Genomic DNA, 21,731 nt, shown 5'->3' on the forward strand with positions numbered 1-21,731 from the left:
GGGCCCGGGGGGCTCTACCAGCTTGCAACCGGTGGGTGGTGCCGCGAGCGCCAGCGAGCGTGTCGTGACCAACACGGTCACCGCCGCGTCAGAAGGTGTTGGCGGCGAAGTGGTCGCGGGAAACCGGGAGGCCGTTGAAGAGGCGCATGGAGGCGCGGTCGTCGGCGAAGAAGGAGACGACGGTGACGGAGGCGGGCGAGAGCTCCATGCTGAAGACTCCGCCGATCGGGGCTCCCAGTGCGTGAGCGACGATCAGCTTGATCGGCGAGACGTGCGAGGTGACCACGACGGTCTCGCCGGCGTGCGCCTCGAGGACCCGCGAGAGGCCGTCGAGCACGCGGGCCTGAGCGGAGTCGAAGGACTCGCCGCCCGGCGGCGCTACCTCGGTCGCCCCCATCCACGTCTTCATCTCGTCGGGGAACCGCTCGGCGACCTCACCGAAGGTGAGCCCTTCCCACTCCCCGAACTCGATCTCCGCGAACGCGGGCTCCTCGACCAACCGGGCACCGAGCGCACCGGCGACGAGCTCACCGGTCTCGACGGTGCGCAGGACCGGCGAGGTCACGACGGTCGAGACCGAGGGCGCGAGCGGCTTGAGCCACTCCGCGGTGAGCATCACCTGCTCGCGGCCCTCCTGGGTCAGCGGCGGGTTGTCGCCGCCGAGGCCGCCGGAGAACGCCTTGGCGGCGGTGTGCTTGGTGACCCCGTGGCGTACGAGGACCAGGGTCGTCGCCGCCGCGCCACCACTCCACCCCCGCGACGTGGACGACGTGCTCACAGACCCGACTCGGCGGTGCGGACCAGGATGCGGGAGCACTCCTCGCAGCGGACGACCTCGTCGGCGGCGAGGCCGCGGATGCGGGAGATCTCGGCCGGGTCGAGCTGGAGGTTGCAGCCGCCGCAGCGGCGGGCACGCAGCTCGGCGGCACCGACACCCATTTTGTCGCTCAGCCGCGAGTAGAGGGCGAGCAGGTCGTCGGGGATGCCCTCGAGCGCCGGCGTCCGCTCCTCGGCGACCCCGGCGAGCTCGCCGTCGATCTTCGAGGTCTCGACGTCGACGGAGTCGACCGCGACCGCGAGCTTCTCGGTGATCTCGGCGAGCTCGGCCTCGAGCCGGGTCACGGCCGCCTGAGCCTCCTCGAGCTGCTCCATGACCTCGAGCTCCTCGTCCTCGAGCACCGAGATCCGGCGGTCGAGGGTGGCCAGCTCGTGCTGCATGCGCTCGAGGTCCTTGGCGCTGCTGATCGCCCCGGAGTCCATCCGCTCCTGGTCGCGCCGGCGACGGGTCTTGACCGACTCGACGTCGGCGTCGGCCTTCTTCTGCACCCGCTCGAGGTCGTCGCGCGTGACCCGGGCGTCGCGTACGGCATCGTCGGTGGTCTTCTTCGATGCCTGCAGCTCCGCCACGACGGCGGCCTGCGGCAGATGCGCACGGCGGTGGCGCAGCTGGAGCGCACGCGAGTCCAGCTCACACACGTCGAGCAGCTTCACCTGGGCGAACGGGTCGGCTTTCAGCGGATTCTCCTCAGTTGTTCACACACGATTTTCTTACAGACGCAGTGTCCACGGGTCGGTGACGATCTGGCTGACCCGGGCCTCCACCGTATCTCCCAAAGCCTCGTTCAGTCGCCTCGCCAGGACAGGCAGCCAGGTCCACTCCGCCGCCCAGTGCGGGATGTCGATCAGCGCACCACCCTTCTCGAGGAACTCCGAGGCCGGATGGTGGCGCAGATCGCTGGTCACATAGACGTCGTACGCAGCCACCTGGTCGAGCAGGAAGTCGCCCGCGCCACCGCACAGCGCCACCGAGGAGACCGGCCGGTCGAGGTCGCCGGCGACCCGGATCCCGGCCGCGGTCGCGGGCAGTGCGGCTGCCACGGACTCGGCGAACGCGCCGAGCGTGGTCGGCTCCACGGTCCCGGCGCGACCGGTGCCGATGTCAGGGGTGAGCCCCGGCACCAGCGGCCGCAGCGAGCTCAGCCCGAGCGCGAGCGCCAGCGACTCCGAGACGCCGCCGAGGGCCTGGTCGGCGTTGGTGTGGGCGGTGAGCAGCGCGCACCGTGCGGAGACCAGCGTCGAGAGCGTACGCCCTTTGGGGGTCGTCGCGGCGAAGCCGTGAACGCCCTTCAGGAACAGCGGATGATGGACCACGACCAGGTCCGCACCCCACGCGGCCGCCTCCTCGGCGACCGGGAGGGTCGGGTCGACGGCGAGGAGCACCTTCGAGACGGGCTGCGAGGGCTCTCCCCAGACCAGCCCGACAGCATCCCATTCGTCGGCGGTCGCGGGCGGGTACCAGTCGTCCAGCAACGAGGTGACGGTGGACAGAGTGGGCGGGGTCGACATGGGGTAAACCCTAGATCCCGAGACCGGGGCCGCACTCAGCGGCAGCGACGTACACGAAATCGAGTTCGTAACCGTTCTTTTACAACTGATTCCGTACTTTTCCCCGGATCCTGTGGTGGAATGCAGCGCTAAGTGAACAATCGACTGGAGCAGCGATGACCACGACAGCTACCCCGGACCAACCCTCCGGCTCGGTAACCATCACCGGCCTGACCAAGACCTATGGCCAGGCCACGGCGGTCGACGGCCTGGACCTCGAGATCCGGGCCGGCGAGTTCATCTCGCTGCTCGGTCCTTCGGGCTGCGGCAAGACCACGACGCTACGCATGATCGCCGGGTTCGAGAAGCCCGACTCGGGCAGCATCGTCATCGGCGGCAAGGACGTGGTCAGGCTCGCGCCGTACCAGCGCGACGTGAACACGGTCTTCCAGGCGTACGCGCTGTTTCCGCACAAGTCCGTCGCGGAGAACGTCGCCTACGGTCTGCAGCAGCGCAAGACGCCCAGGGCCGAGATCCGCGAACGGGTCGTCGAGGCGCTGCGGATGGTGCGGATGCTCGACTTCGCCGACCGCGGCCCGGCCCAGCTCTCGGGCGGCCAGCAGCAGCGGGTGGCGCTCGCCCGGGCGCTGGTCAACCGTCCCGGCGTCCTCCTCCTCGACGAGCCGCTGGGCGCCCTGGACCGCCAGCTGCGCGAGGAGATGCAGCTCGAGCTCAAGCTCCTCCAGTCCCGCCTCGGGATCACCTTCGTCTTCGTCACCCACGACCAGCACGAGGCGCTCGCGATGAGCGACCGGATCGCGATCATGCGCGCCGGGCGGATCGAGCAGCTCGCCGACGCCGAGACCGTCTACAACCAGCCCGCGAGCGCGTACGTCGCCGGCTTCGTCGGGCAGCAGAACTTCCTGCACGGCGAGGTCAGCGCCGACGGCACCACCGTCGAGACCCCCTTCGTGGTGATCGAGGGTCCCGCCAAGCCCGACGGGAAGCCCGGCGAGCCCCACCAGGCCGCGATCCGGCCCGAGATGATCTCGATCGAGCCACGGGCCGAGTCCGGGACGGTGACGGCGGGCCTCAACTCCGTCTCCGGCGAGGTCCTCCAGGTCTCCCCCCTCGGCGAGGTGATCCAGTACCTCGTCAAGGTCACCGACGAGCTCAGCCTGCTGATCCGCCGCCCCACCCACGGCGCCGCCCGGCTCTCCCCCGGCGACCCGGTCCTCTGCGGCTGGGCCGGCGAGGACGTACGTCTCTTCCCCCTCGACACTCCGCTCGACCCGTCCACCGCTAGGAGCCCACAGTGAACAAGCCTGTCAACAAGAGTGGCAACGTACGCATCCTGGCCAGCCATGCCGGTGCGCGAGCGATCCGCCAGGAGCTCTCGCGGCGCCACTTCCTGAGCCTGGCCGCTCTCGCCGGTGCCGGCGTCGCGCTGAGCGCCTGTGGCTCGGAGGGAGGCGGGGCGTCCACCGCGGTCGAGCCTGGCGGCGGCGCGACCGGCGGGCCGGTGGAGAAGTCGCTGTCGATCTACACCTGGGGCGACTACGACTCCCCCGAGGTGATCGACGCCTTCAGCAAGACCGGCCCGAAGGTGACGCTCGACTCCTACGGCTCCAACGAGGAGCTGATCTCGAAGCTGGTCGCGGCCGAGGGCACCAGCGGCTACGACATCGTCGTGCCGACCGGGGTCTACATCCCGCAGCTGATCGAGAACGAGATCATCGTCCCGCTCAACAAGGACCTGATCCCCAACATGGCCAAGGTGGACCCGAAGTTCCTCGGCCAGGACTGGGACCCGGAGAACGAGTACTCGGTGTGCAAGTGCTGGGGCACCACCGGGTTCGTCTACGACACCACCGTGATCAAGCGCGATCTGGTGACCTGGAACGACTTCATCGACGCGATGGAGAAGGAGGCCTCGGGCAAGACCTCGCTGCTCGACGACCCGCAGGGTGTCGCCGGCCTCTACTTCTGGGCCAACGACATCGACTGGAACACCGAGGACATGGCCGACTACGACGCCTACGAGGCCGAGGCGGTCGAGAAGTGGGCACCGCACATCGCCGGCTTCGACTCCTACCCGGCCACCGGCGCGATGCAGCAGAACACCTTCGCGCTGATGCAGAACTGGAACGGCGACTCCCGCCTCGGCATCCTCGAGCACAAGCAGCCCGACCGCTGGAAGTGGGTCCTGCCCGGCCCGACGACCGAGCTGTGGATGGACAACTGGTGCATCGCGACCGGTGCGCCCCACCCCGAGGCCGCGCACGCGTTCCTCGACTACGTGCTGGAGCCGGAGAACTCGTTCCTGGAGATGGACTACATCGGCTACAACACCGGCGCGCTGGGCATCGAGGAGATGGCGGCCGAGCGCGGTGTCGAGCTGCCCGAGATGATCTTCTTCACCGACGAGCAGCTCGCCACCATGAAGAACGGCGCCGTCAACGAGGCTCAGGACCGGCGTACGGAGGTCTACGACAAGCTGAAGGCCGCCGCCAGTGCGTAAGCATCTCCCCGGTTTCGTCCTCGCCGTACCCGCGTGGCTGTGGCTGACGGTCTTCTTCGTGGTGCCGTTCCTGCAGATCGCCTGGTTCAGCTTCGGGGAGAAGCCGGGGATGTTCGGCACCCACAGCAACGCGGTGATGTCGCTGGACCGCTACGCCGAGGCGTTCAGCCCGACCTTCTTCACGATCTTCCGGGCGACATTGTGGATGAGCGTGCTGGGCACCGTCGCCTGCCTGCTGATCGCGTTGCCGGCTGCGTACTTCATGGCGGTGAAGGTCCCCGCGAACCGTCGCGGACTGCTGGTCGCCCTGGTGATGGTCCCCTACTGGACCTCGTTCCTGATCCGGACGATCGGCTGGAAGGTGATCCTGTCCTCCGAGGGCGCGCTGGCCGGGTTCCTGACCGACGTCGGCCTGGTCGCCGACCCGCACGATCTGCTCAACACCCGCGGCGCGGTGCTGCTGGGCCTGATCTACAACTATCTGCCGCTGATGATCCTGCCGATGTACGTCGCCTTCGACCGCGTCGACAATGCCCTCGGTGAGGCGTCCAAGGACCTCGGCGCCGACCGGTTGCGGACGTTCTTCCAGGTCACCCTGCCGTTGGCGCGGCCCGGGATCATCGCCGGCATCGTCCTGGTCTTCATCCCGATGATGGGCGACTACGTCACCCCGGCGGTCCTCGGCGGCGCGAAGGGCACGATGGTCGGCTCCCTGATCGCCAGCCAGTTCCTGACCGCGCAGAACTGGGCGCTGGGCTCGGCCATGGCGGTCGTCCTCATCCTGCTCACCATGCTCATCGTCGTCCTCGCCATCACGCTGATGTGGGGCGTGGGATGGCTCCTGCACAGACGCAGCAAGCTGGTCATCGGAACCGTCCACACCAACGAGGTGACCGCATGAGCAGACCCTCCGGCACCAATCTCGCGCTCGGCGCGTGGACGACCCTGGTCTTCCTCTTCCTGTTCGCCCCGATCATCGTGATCGGCATCTACTCCTTCAACGGCGGCCGACTTCTCACCGCCTGGGACGGCTTCAGCCTGGAGCCGTTCAAGGCGATCATCGAGCGCCCGACCGTACGCCACACCGTCGCCGTCTCCCTGCAGACCGCCGTGGTCGCCGCGCTGCTGGCGAGCGTGCTCGGCACCCTGGCCGGGATGGCGATGGCCCGGTTCCCGGGCCGCTGGGCGGGCCCGTTCACGCTGCTGTTGCTGCTGGTCTCGGTGACGCCCGAGATCGTCGACGGCATCGCGCTTCTCCCCTGGTTCGTGACGCTCGGGCAGGACTGGTCGCTGCTGCCGTTCAACAACGGCTACGTACGCCTCGTGGTCGGCCATTCGCTCTTCGCGACAGCGGTCGTCACCTACATCGTCCGGGCCCGCCTGGTCGGTCTGGACGCGTCGCTGGAGGAGGCCTCGGCGGACCTCTACGCACGGCCGGTGGCGACGTTTTTCAAGGTCACGATCCCCCTCGTCGGGCCGGCGGTGCTCGCCGGTGGGCTGCTGGCCTTCACGCTGAGCCTCGACAACACGGTGATCTCCTCGTTCATCAACGTCTCCGGCACGACCTCGTGGCCCGTCTACGTACTCTCCTCGGTCCGCTCCGGTCTCAAGCCCGAGATCGCCGCGGTCTCCACGATCCTGCTGGTCTTCACGCTCCTGGTCCTCGGCCTGGTGGCGCTCGTGCTCAAGCGCTCGGGCTCCTCGGTCACCGACACCATGGCCGTCAACTGATGGGCTCTGACGCCCTCCCGGTGGACCTGCTGCTGCGCGGTGGCCGCGTGCTGCGCGGGGGACGCTGGCAGGACGCGGCTCTCGCCGTCCGGGGTGGGCGGATCGCGGCCGTCGGCGCGTCTCTCGACGCGCTCGTCGGTCCCGAAACGGTCGTCGAGGACCTCGACGGTCGCTGGGTCCTGCCCGCCTTCCACGACTCCCACGTCCACCCGATCCAGGCCGGGCTGGAGATGAACCAGTGCGACCTGACCGGTCACTCGACCCTCGAGAGCTACCTGGACGCCATCGGTTCCTACGCCGCGGCCAACCCCGGACGTGCCTGGATCAGCGGCGGTGGCTGGTCGATGGACTCCTTCCCGGGCGGGGTGCCGAGCGCCGAGCCCCTCGACCGGCTCCTTCCCGACCGGCCGGTCTTCCTGCCCAACCGCGACCACCACTCCGCCTGGGTGAACCGCCGCGCGCTCGAGCTCGCGGGCATCGATGCCAGCACGCCCGATCCCGCCGACGGGCGCATCCAGCGCGACCCCACCGGCCGGCCCACCGGCGCGCTGCACGAGGGCGCGATGGCGCTGGTCGGCTCGCTGGTTCCCGCCCCGACCTCGCGCGACCTGACCGACGCGCTGCTCACCGCGCAGCGGCACCTGCACTCCGTCGGCATCGTGGGCTGGCAGGACGCACTGGTCGGCGCCGGCCTCGGCATGCCGGACTCGCTGCCGACCTACCTCGCCGCCAACGGCTCCGGCGTGCTCACCGCGAAGGTCGTCCTCGCCCAGTGGTGGGACCGCGACCGCGGCCTGGAGCAGCTGCCCGAGCTGATCGAACGTCGCGCTCTTGCCGCTCAGGTGGGCCTGGACGCGGGCAGCGTGAAGCTGATGCAGGACGGCGTCTGCGAGACGCACACGGCCGCCATGCTCGACCCCTACCTCGACTCCCACGGTCATCTCACCGACAACCGCGGGCTCTCCTTCATCCCGGCCGAGGCCCTGGCGACGTACGTCGCGGCGCTGGACGCCAACGGGTTCCAGGCGCACATCCACGCGCTCGGGGACCGCGCGGTCCGCGACAGCCTGGACGCGATCGAGCACGCGCGGGCGCTCAACGGGGCCAGCGGGCTGCGCCACCATCTGGCCCACGTCCAGGTCGTCGACGCGGCCGACGTACCTCGGTTCGCCGCGCTCGAGGTCACCGCCAACATCCAGCCGCTGTGGGCGTGCCTGGACGAGGCGGTGGAGGTGCTGACCCTGCCGTTCCTGGCACCGGCTGCCCGCGACCAGCAGTACGTGTTCGGGTCGCTGCTGCGTACGGGTGCCCGGATCGCGTGCGGCAGCGACTGGCCGGTCTCCGACCCGGCGCCGCTGCTCGGCATGCACGTCGCGGTCAACCGCCGCTCCCCCGACCAGCCCGCCGACACCGCCCCTCTGCTGCCCGAGGAGGCGCTGCCGGTCGCCGAGGCCCTAGCCGGCTACACCACCGGCACCGCCTACCTGAACCGTCTCGAAGGGTCCACGGGCCGGATCGAGACCGGGTACGCAGCCGACCTGGTCGTGGTCGACCACGACATCCTCGACGGTGACACGACCGTTCTCGCCCGGACCCGGGTGACGAACACCTACGTCGACGGTCGCGAGGTCCACCGGCGCTGAGCGCGTGCAAGACTCGTCGGCATGATCATCTTCGGGCTCAAGACCTACACGCGACTGCTGGCCACGCTCTCGCTGGTCTGTCCCCACTGCCGCCAGCAGGCGGCCCATCGCCTGTTCGAGGTCGTCAACAAGTTCACCCTCTTCTTCATCCCGCTCTTCCCCGTCAGCAAGTCGCGGCGGATGGACTGCACCTACTGCGGCTACGCCTCGAAGCTGTCCAAGGAGCAGGCGGACCAGCTCCGGTCCGCCCCACGTCCGAGCGTCGGCTGATCCTCGGCGGCTTTCACAGGAACCCCACAGCCCGGACAGGAGGTCCTCACGGATCCGGACGTCAGAGTCAGGTCAACGCACCAGACAGACGTCAAGGAGAACCGAATGAGCCGCGTACCCGAACCCGAGAACACCCCTGAAGGCCCCGCCTATGAGGGCCGCCTGCTGACCCGCCCCGAGGAGGAGGTGGTCGACCAGGGTGCCGGCTTCGACATCTCGACGCTGCTGACCCGTCGCCGGGTCCTCGGGCTCGTCGGGGTCGGGGTCGGGGCAGCCGCCCTGGCCGCCTGCGGCGCCAGCTCGTCAGGCTCGAGCTCGTCCGGCTCCTCGAGCACCTCGACCGGCGGCTCCGCCTCCAACACCTCCACGACCGCCGACGGCGAGATCCCGCAGGAGACCAACGGCCCCTACCCGGCCGACGGGACCAACGGCACCAACGTGCTGACCGAGTCCGGGATCGTACGCAGCGACATCACCTCCAGCCTCGACGGCGGCACCACGGTCGACGGTGTGCCGCTCGAGTTCACCTTCACCGTGACCGACATGGCCAACGACAACGTGCCCTTCGAGGGTGTCGCGGTCTACCTGTGGCAGTGCGACGCGCAGGGCCTCTACTCGATGTACTCCGAGGGCGTCGAGGACGAGACGTACCTCCGCGGTGTCCAGGTCGCCGACGCCAAGGGTCAGGTGACCTTCAAGACGATCGTCCCGGGCTGCTACGACGGCCGCTGGACCCACATGCACTTCGAGGTCTACCCCGACGCCGACTCGGCGACGACCGGCGACAACGCCATCGCGACCTCGCAGGTCGCCTTCCCCGAGAAGATGCTGAGCAAGGTCTACCAGGACGACGCCTACGCGGGCTCGGCCGACAACCTTGCCAAGGTCAGCCTCGAGAACGACAACGTCTTCAGCGACGGCTACGACCTCGAGATGGGCAAGTTCAGCGGCAGCCCGAGCGCCGGCTACAAGGGCTCGCTCGCCGTCGCCGTCGACACCACCACCGAGGCCTCCATGGGCGGCGCGCCCGGTGGCGGCGGTGCCCCGCCCGAGGGTGGTGACGGTGGCACCCCGCCGGAGCCTCCGACCCAGTAACTCGTCCAGACCATCATCCAGGAGATCATCATGTTGCAGAACCTCACGGGCTGGCACGCCCTCGTCATCCTCGCCATCATCCTGCTCGTCTTCGGCTCGGCGAAGCTGCCGGCCCTCGCCCGAAGCGTCGGCCAGTCCGTACGCATCCTCAAGGACGAGACCCACGACGCCGAGGCGCAGCCCGCCACGGTCGAGGCCGTGGCTGACCGCAGGGCGTCATGACCACCGCCACCGCCGCACCGGACACCCCAACGGTCACCGCCAAGGGGACCATGCCCGTCGCCGGCCACCTGCGCGAGGCGAGCAGGCGTGGGATCCGTGCGGCGGTGGCGCTCCTCGTCGGCGTGGTCGTCGGCTTCTGGCTCTCCGACCAGATCCTGGAGGTCCTGCGTTCCCCGATCGAGCAGATCGCCCAGTCCCAGGACGCCAGCCTCAACTACGACACCGTCACCGGCGCCTTCGACCTCAAGCTCAAGATCGCGCTCTTCACCGGCGTGATCGGTTCCAGCCCGATCTGGCTCGCCGAGCTCTTCGCGTACGTCACCCCCGGGCTGAACCGCCGCGAGCGGAAGTACACCTTCGGGTTCCTGGCCGCCGCGATCCCGCTCTTCGCCGCGGGATGCGCCTTCGGCTTCCTGCTCTTCCCGCACATGGTCGAGATGCTCGCCGGGTTCTCGTCGGCCGAGGACAGCACCATCCTGAACGCCGGCTACTACGTCGACTTCGTGATGAAGATGGTCCTCGCGATCGGGGTCGCGTTCGTGCTCCCGGTCTTCGTGGTGGTGCTCAACGCGCTCGGCCTGCTCCCCGCAAGCACCCTGCGGCGCGGCTGGCGCGCCATCGTGGTCGTCATCGTGCTGTTCAGCGCGCTGGTGACACCGGCTGCCGACGTGCTGTCGATGTTCCTCGTCGCCGCGCCGATGTCGGCCCTGTTCGCCGCCGCCGTCTTCATCACCCACCTGCACGACCGCCGACTGATCAGGAGCCAGCCATGTTCGGCCTGACCTTCGAGAAGCTCTTCCTGGTCGCGATCGTCGCCGGCCTCGTGATCGGCCCCCAGCGGCTCCCGATCTACACCCACCGGCTCGCCGAGCTGATCCGCTCGGTCCGAGGCTTCATCGACGCGTCCAAGGCGCGGGCGGACCTCGAAACCCTGGACGTACGCCAGTACGACCCGCGCCTGATCGTGCGGAAGGCACTCCCCGAGCCGGCGACCGCGCAGCCTGCAGACGAGGCTGACCTGGAGGAACAAGCAAGCCGCGTACGTCCCGGACAGAAGTATCTGGTCACCGGCGGCTCCGCCCATCCTCGCCGGATCCTGATCGACTCTCTGCCGGTGGACGACCCCCGCCGCCTCGCCGCCCACGTCCCACCTGCGGCCGCGGACGACGAGACCGAGCTCCTCCTGGCTGAGGTCGACCGCCTCGTGGAGGAGTCCGCCCAACCCCCGACTCGGCGCTGATGTCCCACCAGCGCCGAGTCGGCTGCGCCCTACCCTGATCGGGTGAACGACGCCCAGAAGCCGAAGGAACCGGCCGGCGACGCCGCGGCGCGCGGGACGCGTCGACGGGAGCGAACCCGCGCCCGGGTACTCGACGCCGCCGAGCAGTTGTTGTCGCAGCATGCCCCTGAGGAGATCCGGATCGAGGACGTCGCCGCCCTGGCGGGGATCTCTCCGGCCTCGGTCTATGTGCACTTCGGCACCAAGGACGGGCTGATGGCAGCCGTCACCGAGCGAGTGCTCACGGTCGCCACCGAGACCCTCCGGTCGGCCTACGCCGCGCAGACGACTCCGCTCGAGCGCTTCGCCGGCGTCGGGTCGGCCTACCTGAAGCTGCTGCTGGAGCACCCGACGGTGGTGAAGTACCTGATGGTCACCGGTGAACGCGGCCCCCGGTCGGCGGTGGAGGATCTGGTCGTCGAGCGGTTCAGCGAGCTGCGGGGCGAGTTCGAGCAGAGCATCCGTGACGCGGTGGACTCCGGCGCGATCCGGAAGGTGGATCCGGAGCTGTTGTCCTACTTCCTCTTCGGATCCTGGAACGGGGTGGCTGCGCTGGCGTTGCGCCGGGACGCACTGGCGGTGGAGCCCGAGCGTGTCGAGCTGGCCGTGATCGAAGCCGGCCTGGTGCTGCTCGAGGGTCTGATCCAGGCTCCGCCTCCCGCCTGAGGGACATCGGGTCTTGGCGGAACGGGTCGAAACGAGTTAACTGGAGTCCGACTCCAAATTACTGCTCCGAAAGCGACCGGTGATGACGCAGACCGCGACACCCCCCACTCCGGGCCACGAGGCCGACGACGACACCTGGGATGCCGTGGTGGTGGGCGCCGGGCCGGGCGGCCTCACCTGCGGGGCCTACCTCGCCGCCAACGGCAAGCGGGTCCTGGTGCTCGAGGCCAACCAGGTCGTCGGCGGCAGCACCCAGGTCTTCCGCCGCGCAGGCAACAAGTTCGAGTTCGACGTCGGCACCCACTACGTCGGCGAGTGCGGCCCCGGCGGCCGGATGCAGACCGCGCTGTCCGGCCTCGCGCTGACCGAACGGATCAAGTGGCTGCGGCAGCGACCCGAGGGCCACTGCCAGGTGATGATCCCTGGCACCACCTTCCAGACGCCGACCGGCTGGGACACCTACCTCGACCGGCTCATCGCGGCCTTCCCCAGCGAGGAGGCCGGTCTGCGCCGCTGCGTACGGATCATGCGGATCATCGCCGCCGGGGAGCAGCCGCGGCTGCGCCCCTACCACCTGCTGCGCTGGGGCATCCGGCCGATCACGAAGCTGATGGACGCCTGCGGCCTGAGCACTGACGCGCAGGCCGTGATCCTCGCCGAGAACGGCGACTACACCTGGCCGCCCTACCGCACGCCCACCGCGATGCACGCCGGCTTCCTCCACCACTACCTCCAGGCCGGCGCCTACTACCCGCGCGGCGGCGGGCAGGTCATCGGCGCCCACCTCACCGACGTGATCACCGCGCACGGTGGCCGGGTGCGCACCAAGGCGCGCGTCGAGAGGATCCTCATCGAGGACGGTCGTGCGGTCGGCGTACGTCTGGCCGACGGTGAGGAGATCCGCACCGAGGTCGTCGTCTCCGCCGCGGACTTCAAGAAGACCTGGGCCGACCTGGTCGGCGACGAGCACCTGACCCGCCGCCTGCGGCGCCGGCTCGAGGACCTCGAGATGACGCTGCCGATGTTCGCGGTCTATGTCGCCCTCGACGTAGACCTGCGCGAACGAGACACGCCGCCGCTGGCGTGGGTGTGGCCCACCAACGACGTCGACGGCTACTACCGCGAGGTCGAGGCGGGACGCTGTCCTGAGCAGATGCCCGTCGGGATCAGCTGCCCCACCGCCAAGGACCCGGAGGGTACCCACTCGGCGCCGGCGGGGTACTCCACGCTCGAGCTGGTCAGCTGGGCGCCGAAGGACCACGAGTTCTGGAACGTCTCCGAGGACCCCACCGACGGAGCGTCCTACGGCCGCGACGAGCGCTACCTCCAGCTCAAGGAGCAGCTCACCCAGCGGGTGCTCGACACCGCCGAGCTGATGATCCCGGACATCCGCGAGCGGATGGTCTTCTGCGAGGCCTCCACGCCGATCACCCAGGAGCGCTTCACGTTGACCAGCGACGGCTCCTGCTACGGCATCGCGCCGCTGATCAAGAACCTCGGCCCCTTCCGGCCGCGGGTCACCACCCACATCCCCGGGCTGTTCCTCGCCGGCGCCAGCACGGAGCACATGTTCGGCATCAACGCCACGATCTGGGGCGGCATGGGCACCGCCGGTGCCGTGCTCGGTCGCGACCTCGCCGCAGAGGTACGCGACGGCGCGGTCTTCGTGGATGAGGCCGACCTGACCCCGATCACCGACGACTTCGACCCGCTCCTGGCCTCCAAACCGGGCTCGGTGATCCGTCGGGCCGCCCGGCGTCGCCCCAGGGCGACGGCCTGAGCGACCCGACGGATCGTCTAGTTGACCTTGCGCTCGCGATCACCCCAGTAGGGCTCGCGGAGCTTGAACTTCTGCAGCTTGCCGGTGGCCGTACGCGCCAGGGAGTCGCGGAACTCGACGACCGTCGGCGCCTTGTAGCCGGCGGCTCGCTCCTTGCTCCAGGCGATCAGCTCCTCCTGGGTCGCCTGCGCGCCCTCGGCGAGGACGACGAGGGCCAGGATGGTCTCTCCCCACTTCTCGCTCGGGATGCCGATGACGGCGACCTCGGCGACCGAGGGGTGCAGGAAGAGGACGTCCTCGACCTCGGCGCTCGAGACGTTCTCGCCGCCGGTGATGATGACGTCCTTGATGCGGTCGGAGATGGTGAGGTAGCCGTCGTCGCCGAGGCTGCCGCCGTCGCCGGTGTGGAACCAGCCATCGGCCAGCGCCTTCTCGGTCTCCTCCGGCTTCTCCCAGTAGCCCTCGAGCACGACGTTGGAGCGGGCCAGGACCTCCTTGTCGGGCGAGATGTCGAGGCTCACCCCGATCGCGGGCGCGCCGGCGCGGGTCAGCTTCGCGGCGCGCTCCATCGGGTCGAGGTCGTCCCACTCGGCACGGGTGCGGTTGATGGTCAGCAGCGGCGAGGTCTCGGTGAGGCCGTAGATCTGGATGAACTCCCAGCCGAGCTCCTCCTGGACGCGGACGACCGTCTTCGTGGGCGGCGGCGCACCGGCCATGATGATCCGGACCCTGTCCCGTCCGGGGATCTCGCCCTCGGTGGCCTGCCACTGCGGGAGCGCGTCGAGCACGGCGGCCGCCACCGCGGGGGCGGCGCACATGTAGGTGACTCCGTGGTCGCGTACGCGGCGCAGGATCTCCATCCCGTCGACCTTGCGCAGCACGATGTGCTTGATGCCGAGGCCGGTCGCCGCGAACGGCATCCCCCAGCCGTTGGCGTGGAACATCGGCAGCGTGTGCAGGTAGACGTCGCGGTCGTTGCAGCCGGCGTGCAGCGCGAAGGTCATCGCGTTGGTCCAGATGTTGCGGTGGGTGATCTGCACGCCCTTGGGCCGGGCGGTGGTGCCGGAGGTGTAGTTGATCGCCGCGGTCGCGTTCTCGTCCGGCTCCCACGGCTTCGGCTCGACACCCTCGGCGGCGTAGAGGTTGTCGTCGTCGCCGAGCACGAAGCGGTGCTTGGCGGTCACGTCCTTGAGCGCCTCGTCGACCTCCGGGTCGACCCAGAGCACCGAGGCGCCGGACTGCTCCACGATGTAGGAGACCTCGTCGGGACGGAGCCGGAAGTTGACCGGCACCAGGATGCGGCCGTAGCCGGAGACGCCGTAGAACGCGGTCAACAGTCGCGCCGAGTTGTGGGAGACGATCGCGACCCGCTCCCCCACCCCGATGTTGAGCTCGTCCAGCTTCGCCGCCATCCGCTTGGCGAGCGACTTCATCTCGGCGTACGTCACCTCCCCGAGGGAGGCCGCCGGCTGGTCGGGCTCGTCGACGATGCCCACCCGCTCGCCGTAGACGGATGCGGCACGGTCGATGAAGTCGTTGACGCTGAACGGGACGAACACAGGCGTTACCTCCAGGTGCAAGTGGTGACCCGGATCACTGTATCGATGAGAGGTCTCTCATGGACCCCCACATCGGACAGGTGGTCAGGCACTATCGGAGGGTCATGTCCCGCACCCTGAAACTCGTCCTCCCGCTGGTCGTCCTGATGGCGGTCGGCGTCTACCTGGCCGGCTCCTTCGCCGGAGCGTCCGACAACGACCCGCCGCCGCGCGAGCCCGTCGTGCTGCCCTCGGAGAGCGTCTCGCCCTCCTCGCCCGGATCTCCGGGCTCCTCATCGAGCACGGATCCCTCGGGGGTCCCGGTCGTCACCCCTGGTCCCGTCGACGATGATGATGACGACGACGATGACCGCGACGACCGCCATGACGACGACTGACCCTCAGCCACCCGGGGCCACACCGACCCCGCGGCGCCGGGGGCTGTCCGTGCGCGCCCGGATCACCGCCTCGGTCGCTCTGCTGGTCACCCTCGCCCTGGCCGGCGCCGGGCTCATCGTCTACGTCGTCGAGCTCAGCCGGGTCGACGCTGCGACCACACGCGAGATGGAGCAGGAGCTCGACGAGTTCTCCAGGCTGCGCACCGAGGGCATCGATCCCGAGACCAGGGCGCCGTACGACGTGGAGGGCCTGCTGCGGACGTTCCTGAGCCGCAACGTGCCCGACGACGACGAGCTCCTCGTCGCCTGGGTCGACGGCCGGCCGCGCGCGCACTTCCCCGAGGACCCGCTGGTCGAATCGCCACGGTTCCGCAGCGCCGTACGCGAACTGGTCCGCGACGGTGGCACGACCTACCTCGACACCGCCGACGGCGAGGTACGCATCACCAGCCAGCCGGTGCGGCAGGACAACGCCCAGGGCACCACCGAGGGTGCCCTCCTGGTCGTCTCCTACCTCGACGAGGACCGTGCCGAGCTGCGCAGCACCATGCGGACCTACACGATCGTGGCCGCCCTCCTCGCCCTGCTCGTCACCGTGGTCGCGGCCTGGCAGTCCGGGCGGCTGCTGGCCCCGCTGACCAGGCTCCGGCAGGCGACCGGCGCGGTCAACGCCAGCGACCTCTCCGCCCGGCTGCCCGAGTCGGGCAACGACGACATCTCGGCTCTGACCAGGAACTTCAACGACATGCTGGCCCGCCTGGAACAGGCGTTCACCGACCAGCGCCAGTTCCTCGACGACGCCGGTCACGAGCTGCGTACGCCGCTGACGATCATCGGCGGCCACCTCGAGCTCCTCGACGAGTCCGACCCGGCCGAGGTCGAGCAGACGCGGCGGCTGGCGCTCGACGAGGTCGACCGGATGAGCCGTCTGGTCGGCGACCTGATCCTGCTGGCCAAGCACGACCGGCCCGACTTCCTCACCCTGGAGGAGGTCGACGTCGACACCCTCACCGAGGACATCCTGGCCAAGGCCAGCGCCCTGGCCGACCGCGACTGGCACCTCGACGCGGCCACTCCCGGCACCTGGCGCCTGGACCCGCAGCGGGTCACCCAGGCGATGCTGCAGCTGTGCGACAACGCCGCCGGGCACACCGCGCCCGGCGACCGGATCGCGATCGGCTCGGCGACCGTCGACGGCAGCCTGCGCCTGTGGGTGCGCGACACCGGACCGGGTGTGCCGGCCGAGGACCGGGACCGGATCTTCGATCGGTTCGCCCGCGGCGCCGAGACCGGTTCGGGCGACCGGCCGGGACTCGGGCTCGGCCTCGCCATCGTCTCCGCGATCGCCACCGCCCACGGCGGCACCGTGGGCGTCGAGGACGCTCGACCCGGCGCCCGCTTCACGATCACCCTGCCCGCACGCACCGAAGGAGAGGCATGGCCCGCATCCTGATCGTCGAGGACGAGGACCGCATCGCGGCCTTTCTCGCCAAGGGCCTGAGCGCCGACGGCCACCAGGTCAGCACCGTCGCCGACGGGCTCGAGGGGCTCGAGGAGGCGCTCAGCGGCGCCTTCGACCTGATGGTGCTCGACATCGGTCTGCCGACCATCGACGGCTTCGATGTACTCGACCAGCTCCGCGCCCAGGGCTCCCGGATGCCGGTCGTCGTGCTGACCGCCCGCGACTCGGTGCACGACACCGTCTCCGCGCTCGAGGGCGGCGCCGACGACTACCTCGCCAAGCCGTTCCGCTTCGCCGAGCTGCGGGCCCGGATCAACGTACGCCTGCGGCAGCAGGACAACACCGACGCCGAGGTGGGCGAGCTCCGCTCCGGTTCGGTGGGTCTGGACCTGCGTACGCGGCGACTGCGCGTCGACGGGCGCGAGAGCGACCTCTCGGCGCGGGAGTTCGCGCTGGCGGAGGTGCTGCTGCGGCACCCCGGGCAGGTGCTGTCGAGGGCGCAGCTGCTCGACCTGGCCTGGGGCATGGACTTCGACCCGGGCTCCAACGTCGTCGACGTCTACGTCGGCTACCTGCGCAAGAAGCTGGGCTCGGCCCGGGTCGAGACCGTGCGCGGCATGGGTTACCGCTTCCAGCCCTGATCCCGGCACCGGGAACGGTTGAGGGCCCGGCAGGCGCCGGGCCCTCAACCGCAGGGGATGGGAGAAGGGTCAGTGGATCCGCAGGCCACCCAGCGAGGCTCGCGGGAGCCGTTCCAGGGCGGGCGAGACGGTCTCGGCGATCTCCGCCGGGGCCGGTCGGTCACCGGCGGCCGGGGCGAGGCACGCCTCGACGACCTTGACGACCTCGGGCGGCGTACGCCTGGGGAGGTCGCCGGGGCCGGAGACGAGCTGCGGGTAGCGCTCGGTGCGGTCAGCGGCCGACGGGTCGCCATGGGGGAACGGCCGCTCGCCGGTGACGGCGTGGAAGAGGGTCGCGCCCAGAGCCCAGACGTCGCTGGCGGGGCCGACCTCGCCGCGCTCGCCGGGCAGGCACTGCTCGGGCGCCATGTAGGCGTCGGTGCCGATCTCGTGGCGCAGCGCGGCCGCCGCGGCGATCGGCCGGGCCACGGAGAGGTCGATCAGCCGGGCCGGCGAGCCCATGATCAGGTTGCTCGGCTTGACGTCGAGGTGCACCCAGCCCGAGCGGCGCAGGTAGTGCAGCGCCGAGGCGAGGTCGAGCGCCAGCGGCAGGTACTGCTGCTCCGGCAGGCGCCCGTGGCGGCGGATCAGCGTCGAGAGCCGGGGGCCCTCGACGTGCTCCATCACGACGTAGGGGCGCTCGCCGTCGAGGTCCTCGCGCAGGCCGCGGACGAGGACGGGGTGACGCAGCTGCGTCAGTGCGTCGGTCTCGCGCCGCAGCGCGTTGCGGCTGGTCTCGCTCTCGATCAGGTTCGGTCGCAGGACCTTGGCGACGACCGGCCCGTAGGTGATCTCGTCGAAGGCCAGGTAGGCCTCGTACGACGAGCCGCCCCCGAGCAGCCGCATCGCGGTCAGCTCGGGGGTGATCGCGTCACCCTGGACCAGGCCCCAGGTGTCGGTCATCGTCGACTCAGCCCTGGGTCCGGTCGTTGGTGTTGTCGTTCCGCGTGTTGTCCTTGGTGTTGTCCTTGGTGTTGTCCTTGGTGTTGTCCTTGGTGTTGTCCTTGGTGTTGTCCTTGGTGTTGTCCTTGGTGTTGTCGTCCTTGGTCTGGTCGTCGCGGGTGACCTTGTCGCGGGTGTTGTCGCGGGTGTTGTCCTTGGTCGCCCGGGTCACACCGGTGCCGTTGGTCGCGGTGTCGTTGCCGGCGGCGTCGCGGGTGACGTCGTCGGCGTCGTTGTCGTCGTCATCGTCGACGGTGTTCACCTGGGTGCTGGACTTCTCCTCGCGCTTGGCATAGCCGTCGTCATCGACAGCGGCAGCGCTCTGGTAGCTGAACACAGCGGCCGCGACCACGCCGACCAGGCCGGTCCCCAGGATCATCGGAAGCTTCTTCATCATTCGTCCCTTCAGGTTCTGCCCCGGGTGTTCCCGGCGCCATGCAAGAACCATCTCGACCCGCGGTGAGGTGATCGTGAGATGACCATGAGAGCTCTCTCATCCGCGAGCCGGTTCGGGTCCTGGGGCCGGTGGTGATAGGAACGTCCCGTGCAAAGCAGCGAGCGGCGCGAGATCGCGCTCAAGGTCGGTGTACTGCTGCTGGTCGGGGTGCTGATCTCCGTCGCCGGGTACGGCTACTCACGCTCGCGCTTCCGCGAGCACGCCATCGAGCAGTCCGAGACGGCCGCCAGCCAGTTCGCGCGGACCACGAGCTGGACCACGGTCGAGGCGAAGCCGGAGCTGGTGGCGCAGTGGGCGCGGGCCTGTCCCTCGGTCCAGACCCCGCCCACCGAGAAGACGGCTGACGCGCGCGGTCACCTGGAGAAGGTGCGCATCACCTCCACCGATCTCACCGAGAACGGCGCCACGGTGGAGCTGACCCCGGACGGCGGTCAGTCGGTGTTCACCCTGGTCGTAGACCGCTCCGGGGAGGGCAAGGACGAGGAGTGGCACGTCACCGAGGTGACCTGCGCGGCCGGCTGAGCCTGGGCCGTGTCAGATCTCTCGCCGGTGGGTACCACACCGGTATGGACACCGCTGGATTCACCAACCTGTTGACCCGACCCGGGCCGTACGCCACCGTGCTGGCCGATGTCAGCCAGGATGCGGAGAACGCGGCCCACGCCAAGGAGCTGCGGGTGCGAGCCGCCTGTGAGGAGCTCTCCGCCCAGGGGGCTCCCCCGGGCGTCGTCGCGCAGGTCTCCGACCGGCTGGCGGCGAACGTGCACCAGCCGGCCCCGCTCGCGCGGGTGGTCGTCGCGACGCCCGAGGGGATCGCCTACGACGAGGTCGCCACTGCCGAGGTCCCGAACCCGGTCGCGACCTGGGACGCGCTGCCCGACCTCGGCTCCTGGATAGCCGCGCGCGAGACCTCGATGCCGTTCGTGCTGGTCCTGGCCGACCACACCGGCGGCGACATCTCGCTGTGGGACTCCGGACTGCCGCAGCCCACGAGCAGGACAACCGTGGAGGGCGACGAGCTCGAGCACGTCCACAAGGTCCAGGACAACGTCGGCTGGGCGGCCTTCCGCATGCAGCAGACCACCGACAACGTCTGGCGCCACAACGCCGACAAGGTCGCCGAGGAGGTGACCAGGCTGGTCCGTGACCACGGCCACGAGCTCGTGCTCATCGGCGGTGACCCGACCACGCTGGGCAGGCTGCGCGAGGGTCTCGCCGGCCTTCGCGCCGAGGTGGTCGAGCTGGCGAGCGGGCAACGCGCCGAGGACGGCGGCGACCAGGCTCGCGACGACGCGATCCGCAGCGCCCTGCTGGACCGGGTCGTGCGCCGCCGCACCGAACTGGTCGGGCGGCTCGAGAAGGCCTGGGGCCGTGGCGAGCGCGCCGCCACCGGCGTACGCGACGTCGCGGACGCCTTCGTCACCGGCCGTGTGGAGACCCTGCTGATCGACCCCGGCGCGCTGGAGGGGCGCATGCTCGACCCTGCCGACCATCCCGGTCTCACCTTCGGCGAGGCGCCGGTCTCCGGTCCGGTCGAGGCCGGCGAGGCACTCGTCGCCGCTGCGGTCCTCACCGATGCGGAGGTGTGCGTCCTGCCCTCCAGCCTGCTCGGCGACGCACCCGTCGCCGCGCTGCTGCGCTGGGCCTGACCCGGCCGACTCGACCCCGGCTCAGCGGCGCCAGGCCCTGAGCCGGTCCGGCTCGGGGTCGGGGGACTCCGTGGCCGCCCAGACCTTGCGCCACTCGGCGATCTCCTCACCGGCGGGGTCGGGCGTGCGCTCCTCGGCAGCGCGGCGCATCGAGGCGTACCAGTCCGTGGCGTCCTCATCCAGCAGCCTCGCCACCGCCGTCCGGATCCGGGGCGCGAACTCGCGGATCGACTCGCCCTCGGCCGGGCGGAGCGGCTCCCCGAAGCGTACGGTCAGCTGACGGCGGCCACCGGACTTGTCCTTGCCGGGCCAGTTCACCCCGCGCGGCATCGCCGCGTAGGTGCCGCGGTGGGCGATCGGGACGACGGGGACGCCGTACTCGATGGCCAGGTAGGCGGCGCCGGACCGGAACCGGCCGACGGTGCCGTCCTTGGACCGGGTGCCCTCCGGGAAGACGACCAGCGACCAGCCGTCGGCGAGCACCTCACCGGGCGCATTCGCGAGCGCGCCCCCACGACGGTCGATCGGCAGCGTGTTGAAGACCAGTGAGGAGCCCACCGCCCGCCACCAGGTGTCGAAGAAGTAGTCGGCCGCGGCCGCCACCGCGGTCTTGCGTCGCCACTTGTCCGGAAGCGACAGCAGGATCAGCGGGGTGTCCAGGTGGGAGGCGTGGTTGGACACGAAGATCACCGGCCCGTCGAGGCGTTCGAGGATATCGAGGCCCTCGACCTGGGTCTTCACCTGCGACCGGAAGACCGCCTCGAGCCCGGCCTGCGCGACCTCCCTGACCGCCCGCGCGGCCGGCCTGCGCGACCACTCGTTGTCGAAGACCGTCGTCGTCGCCGGCGGCACGAACGGCTCCGCCGACCGCGGCACCTGCGCCCGGTGACCCCACCGCCAGCCCCGCTGGAAGAGCCGTACGTCGCGGGCGGTGTCTTTCCAGAAGCCACTCATGCGAACCTCCTCGCTCCCGCCGCCGCTGGTTGAGCCGCCCCCGCTGGTCGAGCCGGATTCGTGAGGAACGAACGAATCCGTGTCGAGACCAACACGGTCCCGTCCGCGCTCGAATCGAC

General features: G+C 70.1%; 24 protein-coding genes. 17 read left to right on the forward strand and 7 right to left on the reverse strand.

Annotated features, from left to right (window positions below; translation table 11 throughout):
• Nucleotides 1–88: 88 nt before the first annotated feature.
• From ACFWQC_RS26655 to ACFWQC_RS26665, 3 genes are read right to left on the reverse strand one after another with little or no spacing between them, the layout of a single operon-like run.
• Nucleotides 89–778: a histidine phosphatase family protein gene (locus ACFWQC_RS26655; protein ID WP_378685299.1), complete on the reverse strand. Its 690-nt coding sequence runs from the start codon at nucleotides 776–778 to the stop codon at nucleotides 89–91.
• Nucleotides 775–1,491 carry a zinc ribbon domain-containing protein gene (locus ACFWQC_RS26660; protein ID WP_378685302.1) on the reverse strand — a complete coding sequence of 239 codons (717 nt, stop codon included), beginning with the start codon at nucleotides 1,489–1,491 and terminating at the stop codon, nucleotides 775–777. Before ACFWQC_RS26660 ends, ACFWQC_RS26655 begins: the two co-directional genes overlap by 4 nt.
• A 57-nt stretch (nucleotides 1,492–1,548) precedes the next feature.
• Nucleotides 1,549–2,346 carry a Nif3-like dinuclear metal center hexameric protein gene (locus ACFWQC_RS26665; RefSeq protein WP_378685305.1) on the reverse strand — a complete coding sequence of 266 codons (798 nt, stop codon included), beginning with the start codon at nucleotides 2,344–2,346 and terminating at the stop codon, nucleotides 1,549–1,551.
• Between the two features lie 155 nt (nucleotides 2,347–2,501).
• Between ACFWQC_RS26665 and ACFWQC_RS26670 the strand changes: the two genes are divergently transcribed.
• The 12 genes from ACFWQC_RS26670 (at nucleotide 2,502) to ACFWQC_RS26725 (ending at nucleotide 13,532) form a co-directional block, all read left to right on the forward strand.
• Nucleotides 2,502–3,644: an ABC transporter ATP-binding protein gene (locus ACFWQC_RS26670; RefSeq protein WP_378685308.1), complete on the forward strand. Its 1,143-nt coding sequence runs from the start codon at nucleotides 2,502–2,504 to the stop codon at nucleotides 3,642–3,644.
• A complete protein-coding gene (locus ACFWQC_RS26675) occupies nucleotides 3,641–4,846 on the forward strand; it encodes a spermidine/putrescine ABC transporter substrate-binding protein (protein WP_378685310.1) in 1,206 nt (401 codons plus the stop codon). The genes ACFWQC_RS26670 and ACFWQC_RS26675 overlap by 4 nt, the downstream gene beginning before the upstream one ends.
• Entirely contained in the window at nucleotides 4,839–5,747 is a 909-nt protein-coding gene (locus ACFWQC_RS26680) for an ABC transporter permease (RefSeq protein WP_378685313.1), read from the forward strand. Before ACFWQC_RS26675 ends, ACFWQC_RS26680 begins: the two co-directional genes overlap by 8 nt.
• A complete protein-coding gene (locus ACFWQC_RS26685) occupies nucleotides 5,744–6,577 on the forward strand; it encodes an ABC transporter permease (protein WP_378685316.1) in 834 nt (277 codons plus the stop codon). Before ACFWQC_RS26680 ends, ACFWQC_RS26685 begins: the two co-directional genes overlap by 4 nt.
• Nucleotides 6,577–8,220: an amidohydrolase gene (locus ACFWQC_RS26690; protein ID WP_378685319.1), complete on the forward strand. Its 1,644-nt coding sequence runs from the start codon at nucleotides 6,577–6,579 to the stop codon at nucleotides 8,218–8,220. Before ACFWQC_RS26685 ends, ACFWQC_RS26690 begins: the two co-directional genes overlap by 1 nt.
• A gap of 21 nt (nucleotides 8,221–8,241) precedes the next feature.
• Nucleotides 8,242–8,490, forward strand: a complete 249-nt coding sequence (locus ACFWQC_RS26695; protein WP_378685322.1) for a zinc-ribbon domain-containing protein — start codon at nucleotides 8,242–8,244, stop codon at nucleotides 8,488–8,490.
• A 105-nt stretch (nucleotides 8,491–8,595) separates the two neighbouring features.
• Complete coding sequence (locus ACFWQC_RS26700) at nucleotides 8,596–9,585, forward strand: intradiol ring-cleavage dioxygenase (RefSeq protein ID WP_378685325.1); 990 nt, start codon at nucleotides 8,596–8,598, stop codon at nucleotides 9,583–9,585.
• A 30-nt stretch (nucleotides 9,586–9,615) separates the two neighbouring features.
• Nucleotides 9,616–9,807 carry a twin-arginine translocase TatA/TatE family subunit gene (locus ACFWQC_RS26705; protein ID WP_378685328.1) on the forward strand — a complete coding sequence of 64 codons (192 nt, stop codon included), beginning with the start codon at nucleotides 9,616–9,618 and terminating at the stop codon, nucleotides 9,805–9,807.
• Nucleotides 9,804–10,589, forward strand: a complete 786-nt coding sequence (tatC, locus tag ACFWQC_RS26710; protein ID WP_378685331.1) for a twin-arginine translocase subunit TatC — start codon at nucleotides 9,804–9,806, stop codon at nucleotides 10,587–10,589. The genes ACFWQC_RS26705 and tatC overlap by 4 nt, the downstream gene beginning before the upstream one ends.
• Nucleotides 10,577–11,047: a hypothetical protein gene (locus tag ACFWQC_RS26715; protein WP_378685334.1), complete on the forward strand. Its 471-nt coding sequence runs from the start codon at nucleotides 10,577–10,579 to the stop codon at nucleotides 11,045–11,047. Before tatC ends, ACFWQC_RS26715 begins: the two co-directional genes overlap by 13 nt.
• A gap of 42 nt (nucleotides 11,048–11,089) precedes the next feature.
• Complete coding sequence (locus ACFWQC_RS26720) at nucleotides 11,090–11,752, forward strand: TetR/AcrR family transcriptional regulator (RefSeq protein WP_378685337.1); 663 nt, start codon at nucleotides 11,090–11,092, stop codon at nucleotides 11,750–11,752.
• An 82-nt stretch (nucleotides 11,753–11,834) separates the two neighbouring features.
• Nucleotides 11,835–13,532 (forward strand): phytoene desaturase family protein, encoded by a 1,698-nt coding sequence (locus ACFWQC_RS26725; protein WP_378685340.1) that lies wholly within the window; start codon nucleotides 11,835–11,837, stop codon nucleotides 13,530–13,532.
• 17 nt (nucleotides 13,533–13,549) lie between these two features.
• On the opposite strand, the gene ACFWQC_RS26730 is transcribed toward ACFWQC_RS26725, so the two are convergent.
• The gene (locus ACFWQC_RS26730; RefSeq protein WP_378685342.1) at nucleotides 13,550–15,091 is read right to left on the reverse strand and encodes an AMP-binding protein; all 1,542 of its coding nucleotides are present in this window, start codon (nucleotides 15,089–15,091) and stop codon (nucleotides 13,550–13,552) included.
• 104 nt (nucleotides 15,092–15,195) lie between these two features.
• Here ACFWQC_RS26730 and ACFWQC_RS26735 point away from each other — a divergent pair, with 104 nt between their 5' ends.
• Genes ACFWQC_RS26735 through ACFWQC_RS26745 form a run of 3 tightly spaced genes read left to right on the forward strand, consistent with a single transcriptional unit; the run spans nucleotide 15,196 to nucleotide 17,571 of the window.
• Nucleotides 15,196–15,468 (forward strand): hypothetical protein, encoded by a 273-nt coding sequence (locus ACFWQC_RS26735; protein ID WP_378685345.1) that lies wholly within the window; start codon nucleotides 15,196–15,198, stop codon nucleotides 15,466–15,468.
• Complete coding sequence (locus ACFWQC_RS26740; protein WP_378685348.1) at nucleotides 15,455–16,921, forward strand: sensor histidine kinase; 1,467 nt, start codon at nucleotides 15,455–15,457, stop codon at nucleotides 16,919–16,921. Before ACFWQC_RS26735 ends, ACFWQC_RS26740 begins: the two co-directional genes overlap by 14 nt.
• Complete coding sequence (locus ACFWQC_RS26745) at nucleotides 16,906–17,571, forward strand: response regulator transcription factor (protein WP_378685350.1); 666 nt, start codon at nucleotides 16,906–16,908, stop codon at nucleotides 17,569–17,571. Before ACFWQC_RS26740 ends, ACFWQC_RS26745 begins: the two co-directional genes overlap by 16 nt.
• Before the next feature lie 69 nt (nucleotides 17,572–17,640).
• On the opposite strand, the gene ACFWQC_RS26750 is transcribed toward ACFWQC_RS26745, so the two are convergent.
• Both ACFWQC_RS26750 and ACFWQC_RS26755 read right to left on the reverse strand, forming a co-directional pair.
• Complete coding sequence (locus tag ACFWQC_RS26750) at nucleotides 17,641–18,513, reverse strand: serine/threonine-protein kinase (RefSeq protein WP_378685353.1); 873 nt, start codon at nucleotides 18,511–18,513, stop codon at nucleotides 17,641–17,643.
• Nucleotides 18,514–18,520: 7 nt separating this feature from the next.
• Complete coding sequence (locus ACFWQC_RS26755; protein ID WP_378685356.1) at nucleotides 18,521–18,946, reverse strand: hypothetical protein; 426 nt, start codon at nucleotides 18,944–18,946, stop codon at nucleotides 18,521–18,523.
• Between the two features lie 150 nt (nucleotides 18,947–19,096).
• Between ACFWQC_RS26755 and ACFWQC_RS26760 the strand changes: the two genes are divergently transcribed.
• Together ACFWQC_RS26760 and ACFWQC_RS26765 are read left to right on the forward strand one after the other, a co-directional pair.
• Entirely contained in the window at nucleotides 19,097–19,531 is a 435-nt protein-coding gene (locus ACFWQC_RS26760) for a hypothetical protein (RefSeq protein ID WP_378685359.1), read from the forward strand.
• A 44-nt stretch (nucleotides 19,532–19,575) separates the two neighbouring features.
• A complete protein-coding gene (locus tag ACFWQC_RS26765) occupies nucleotides 19,576–20,658 on the forward strand; it encodes a Vms1/Ankzf1 family peptidyl-tRNA hydrolase (RefSeq protein WP_378685362.1) in 1,083 nt (360 codons plus the stop codon).
• Between the two features lie 21 nt (nucleotides 20,659–20,679).
• Here ACFWQC_RS26765 and ACFWQC_RS26770 read toward each other — a convergent pair whose 3' ends face one another.
• Entirely contained in the window at nucleotides 20,680–21,612 is a 933-nt protein-coding gene (locus tag ACFWQC_RS26770; RefSeq protein WP_378685365.1) for a lysophospholipid acyltransferase family protein, read from the reverse strand.
• Between the last annotated feature and the right edge of the window lie 119 nt (nucleotides 21,613–21,731).

The sequence above is a fragment of the Nocardioides sp. NPDC058538 genome (assembly GCF_042719275.1).
GTDB lineage: Bacteria > Actinomycetota > Actinomycetes > Propionibacteriales > Nocardioidaceae > Nocardioides.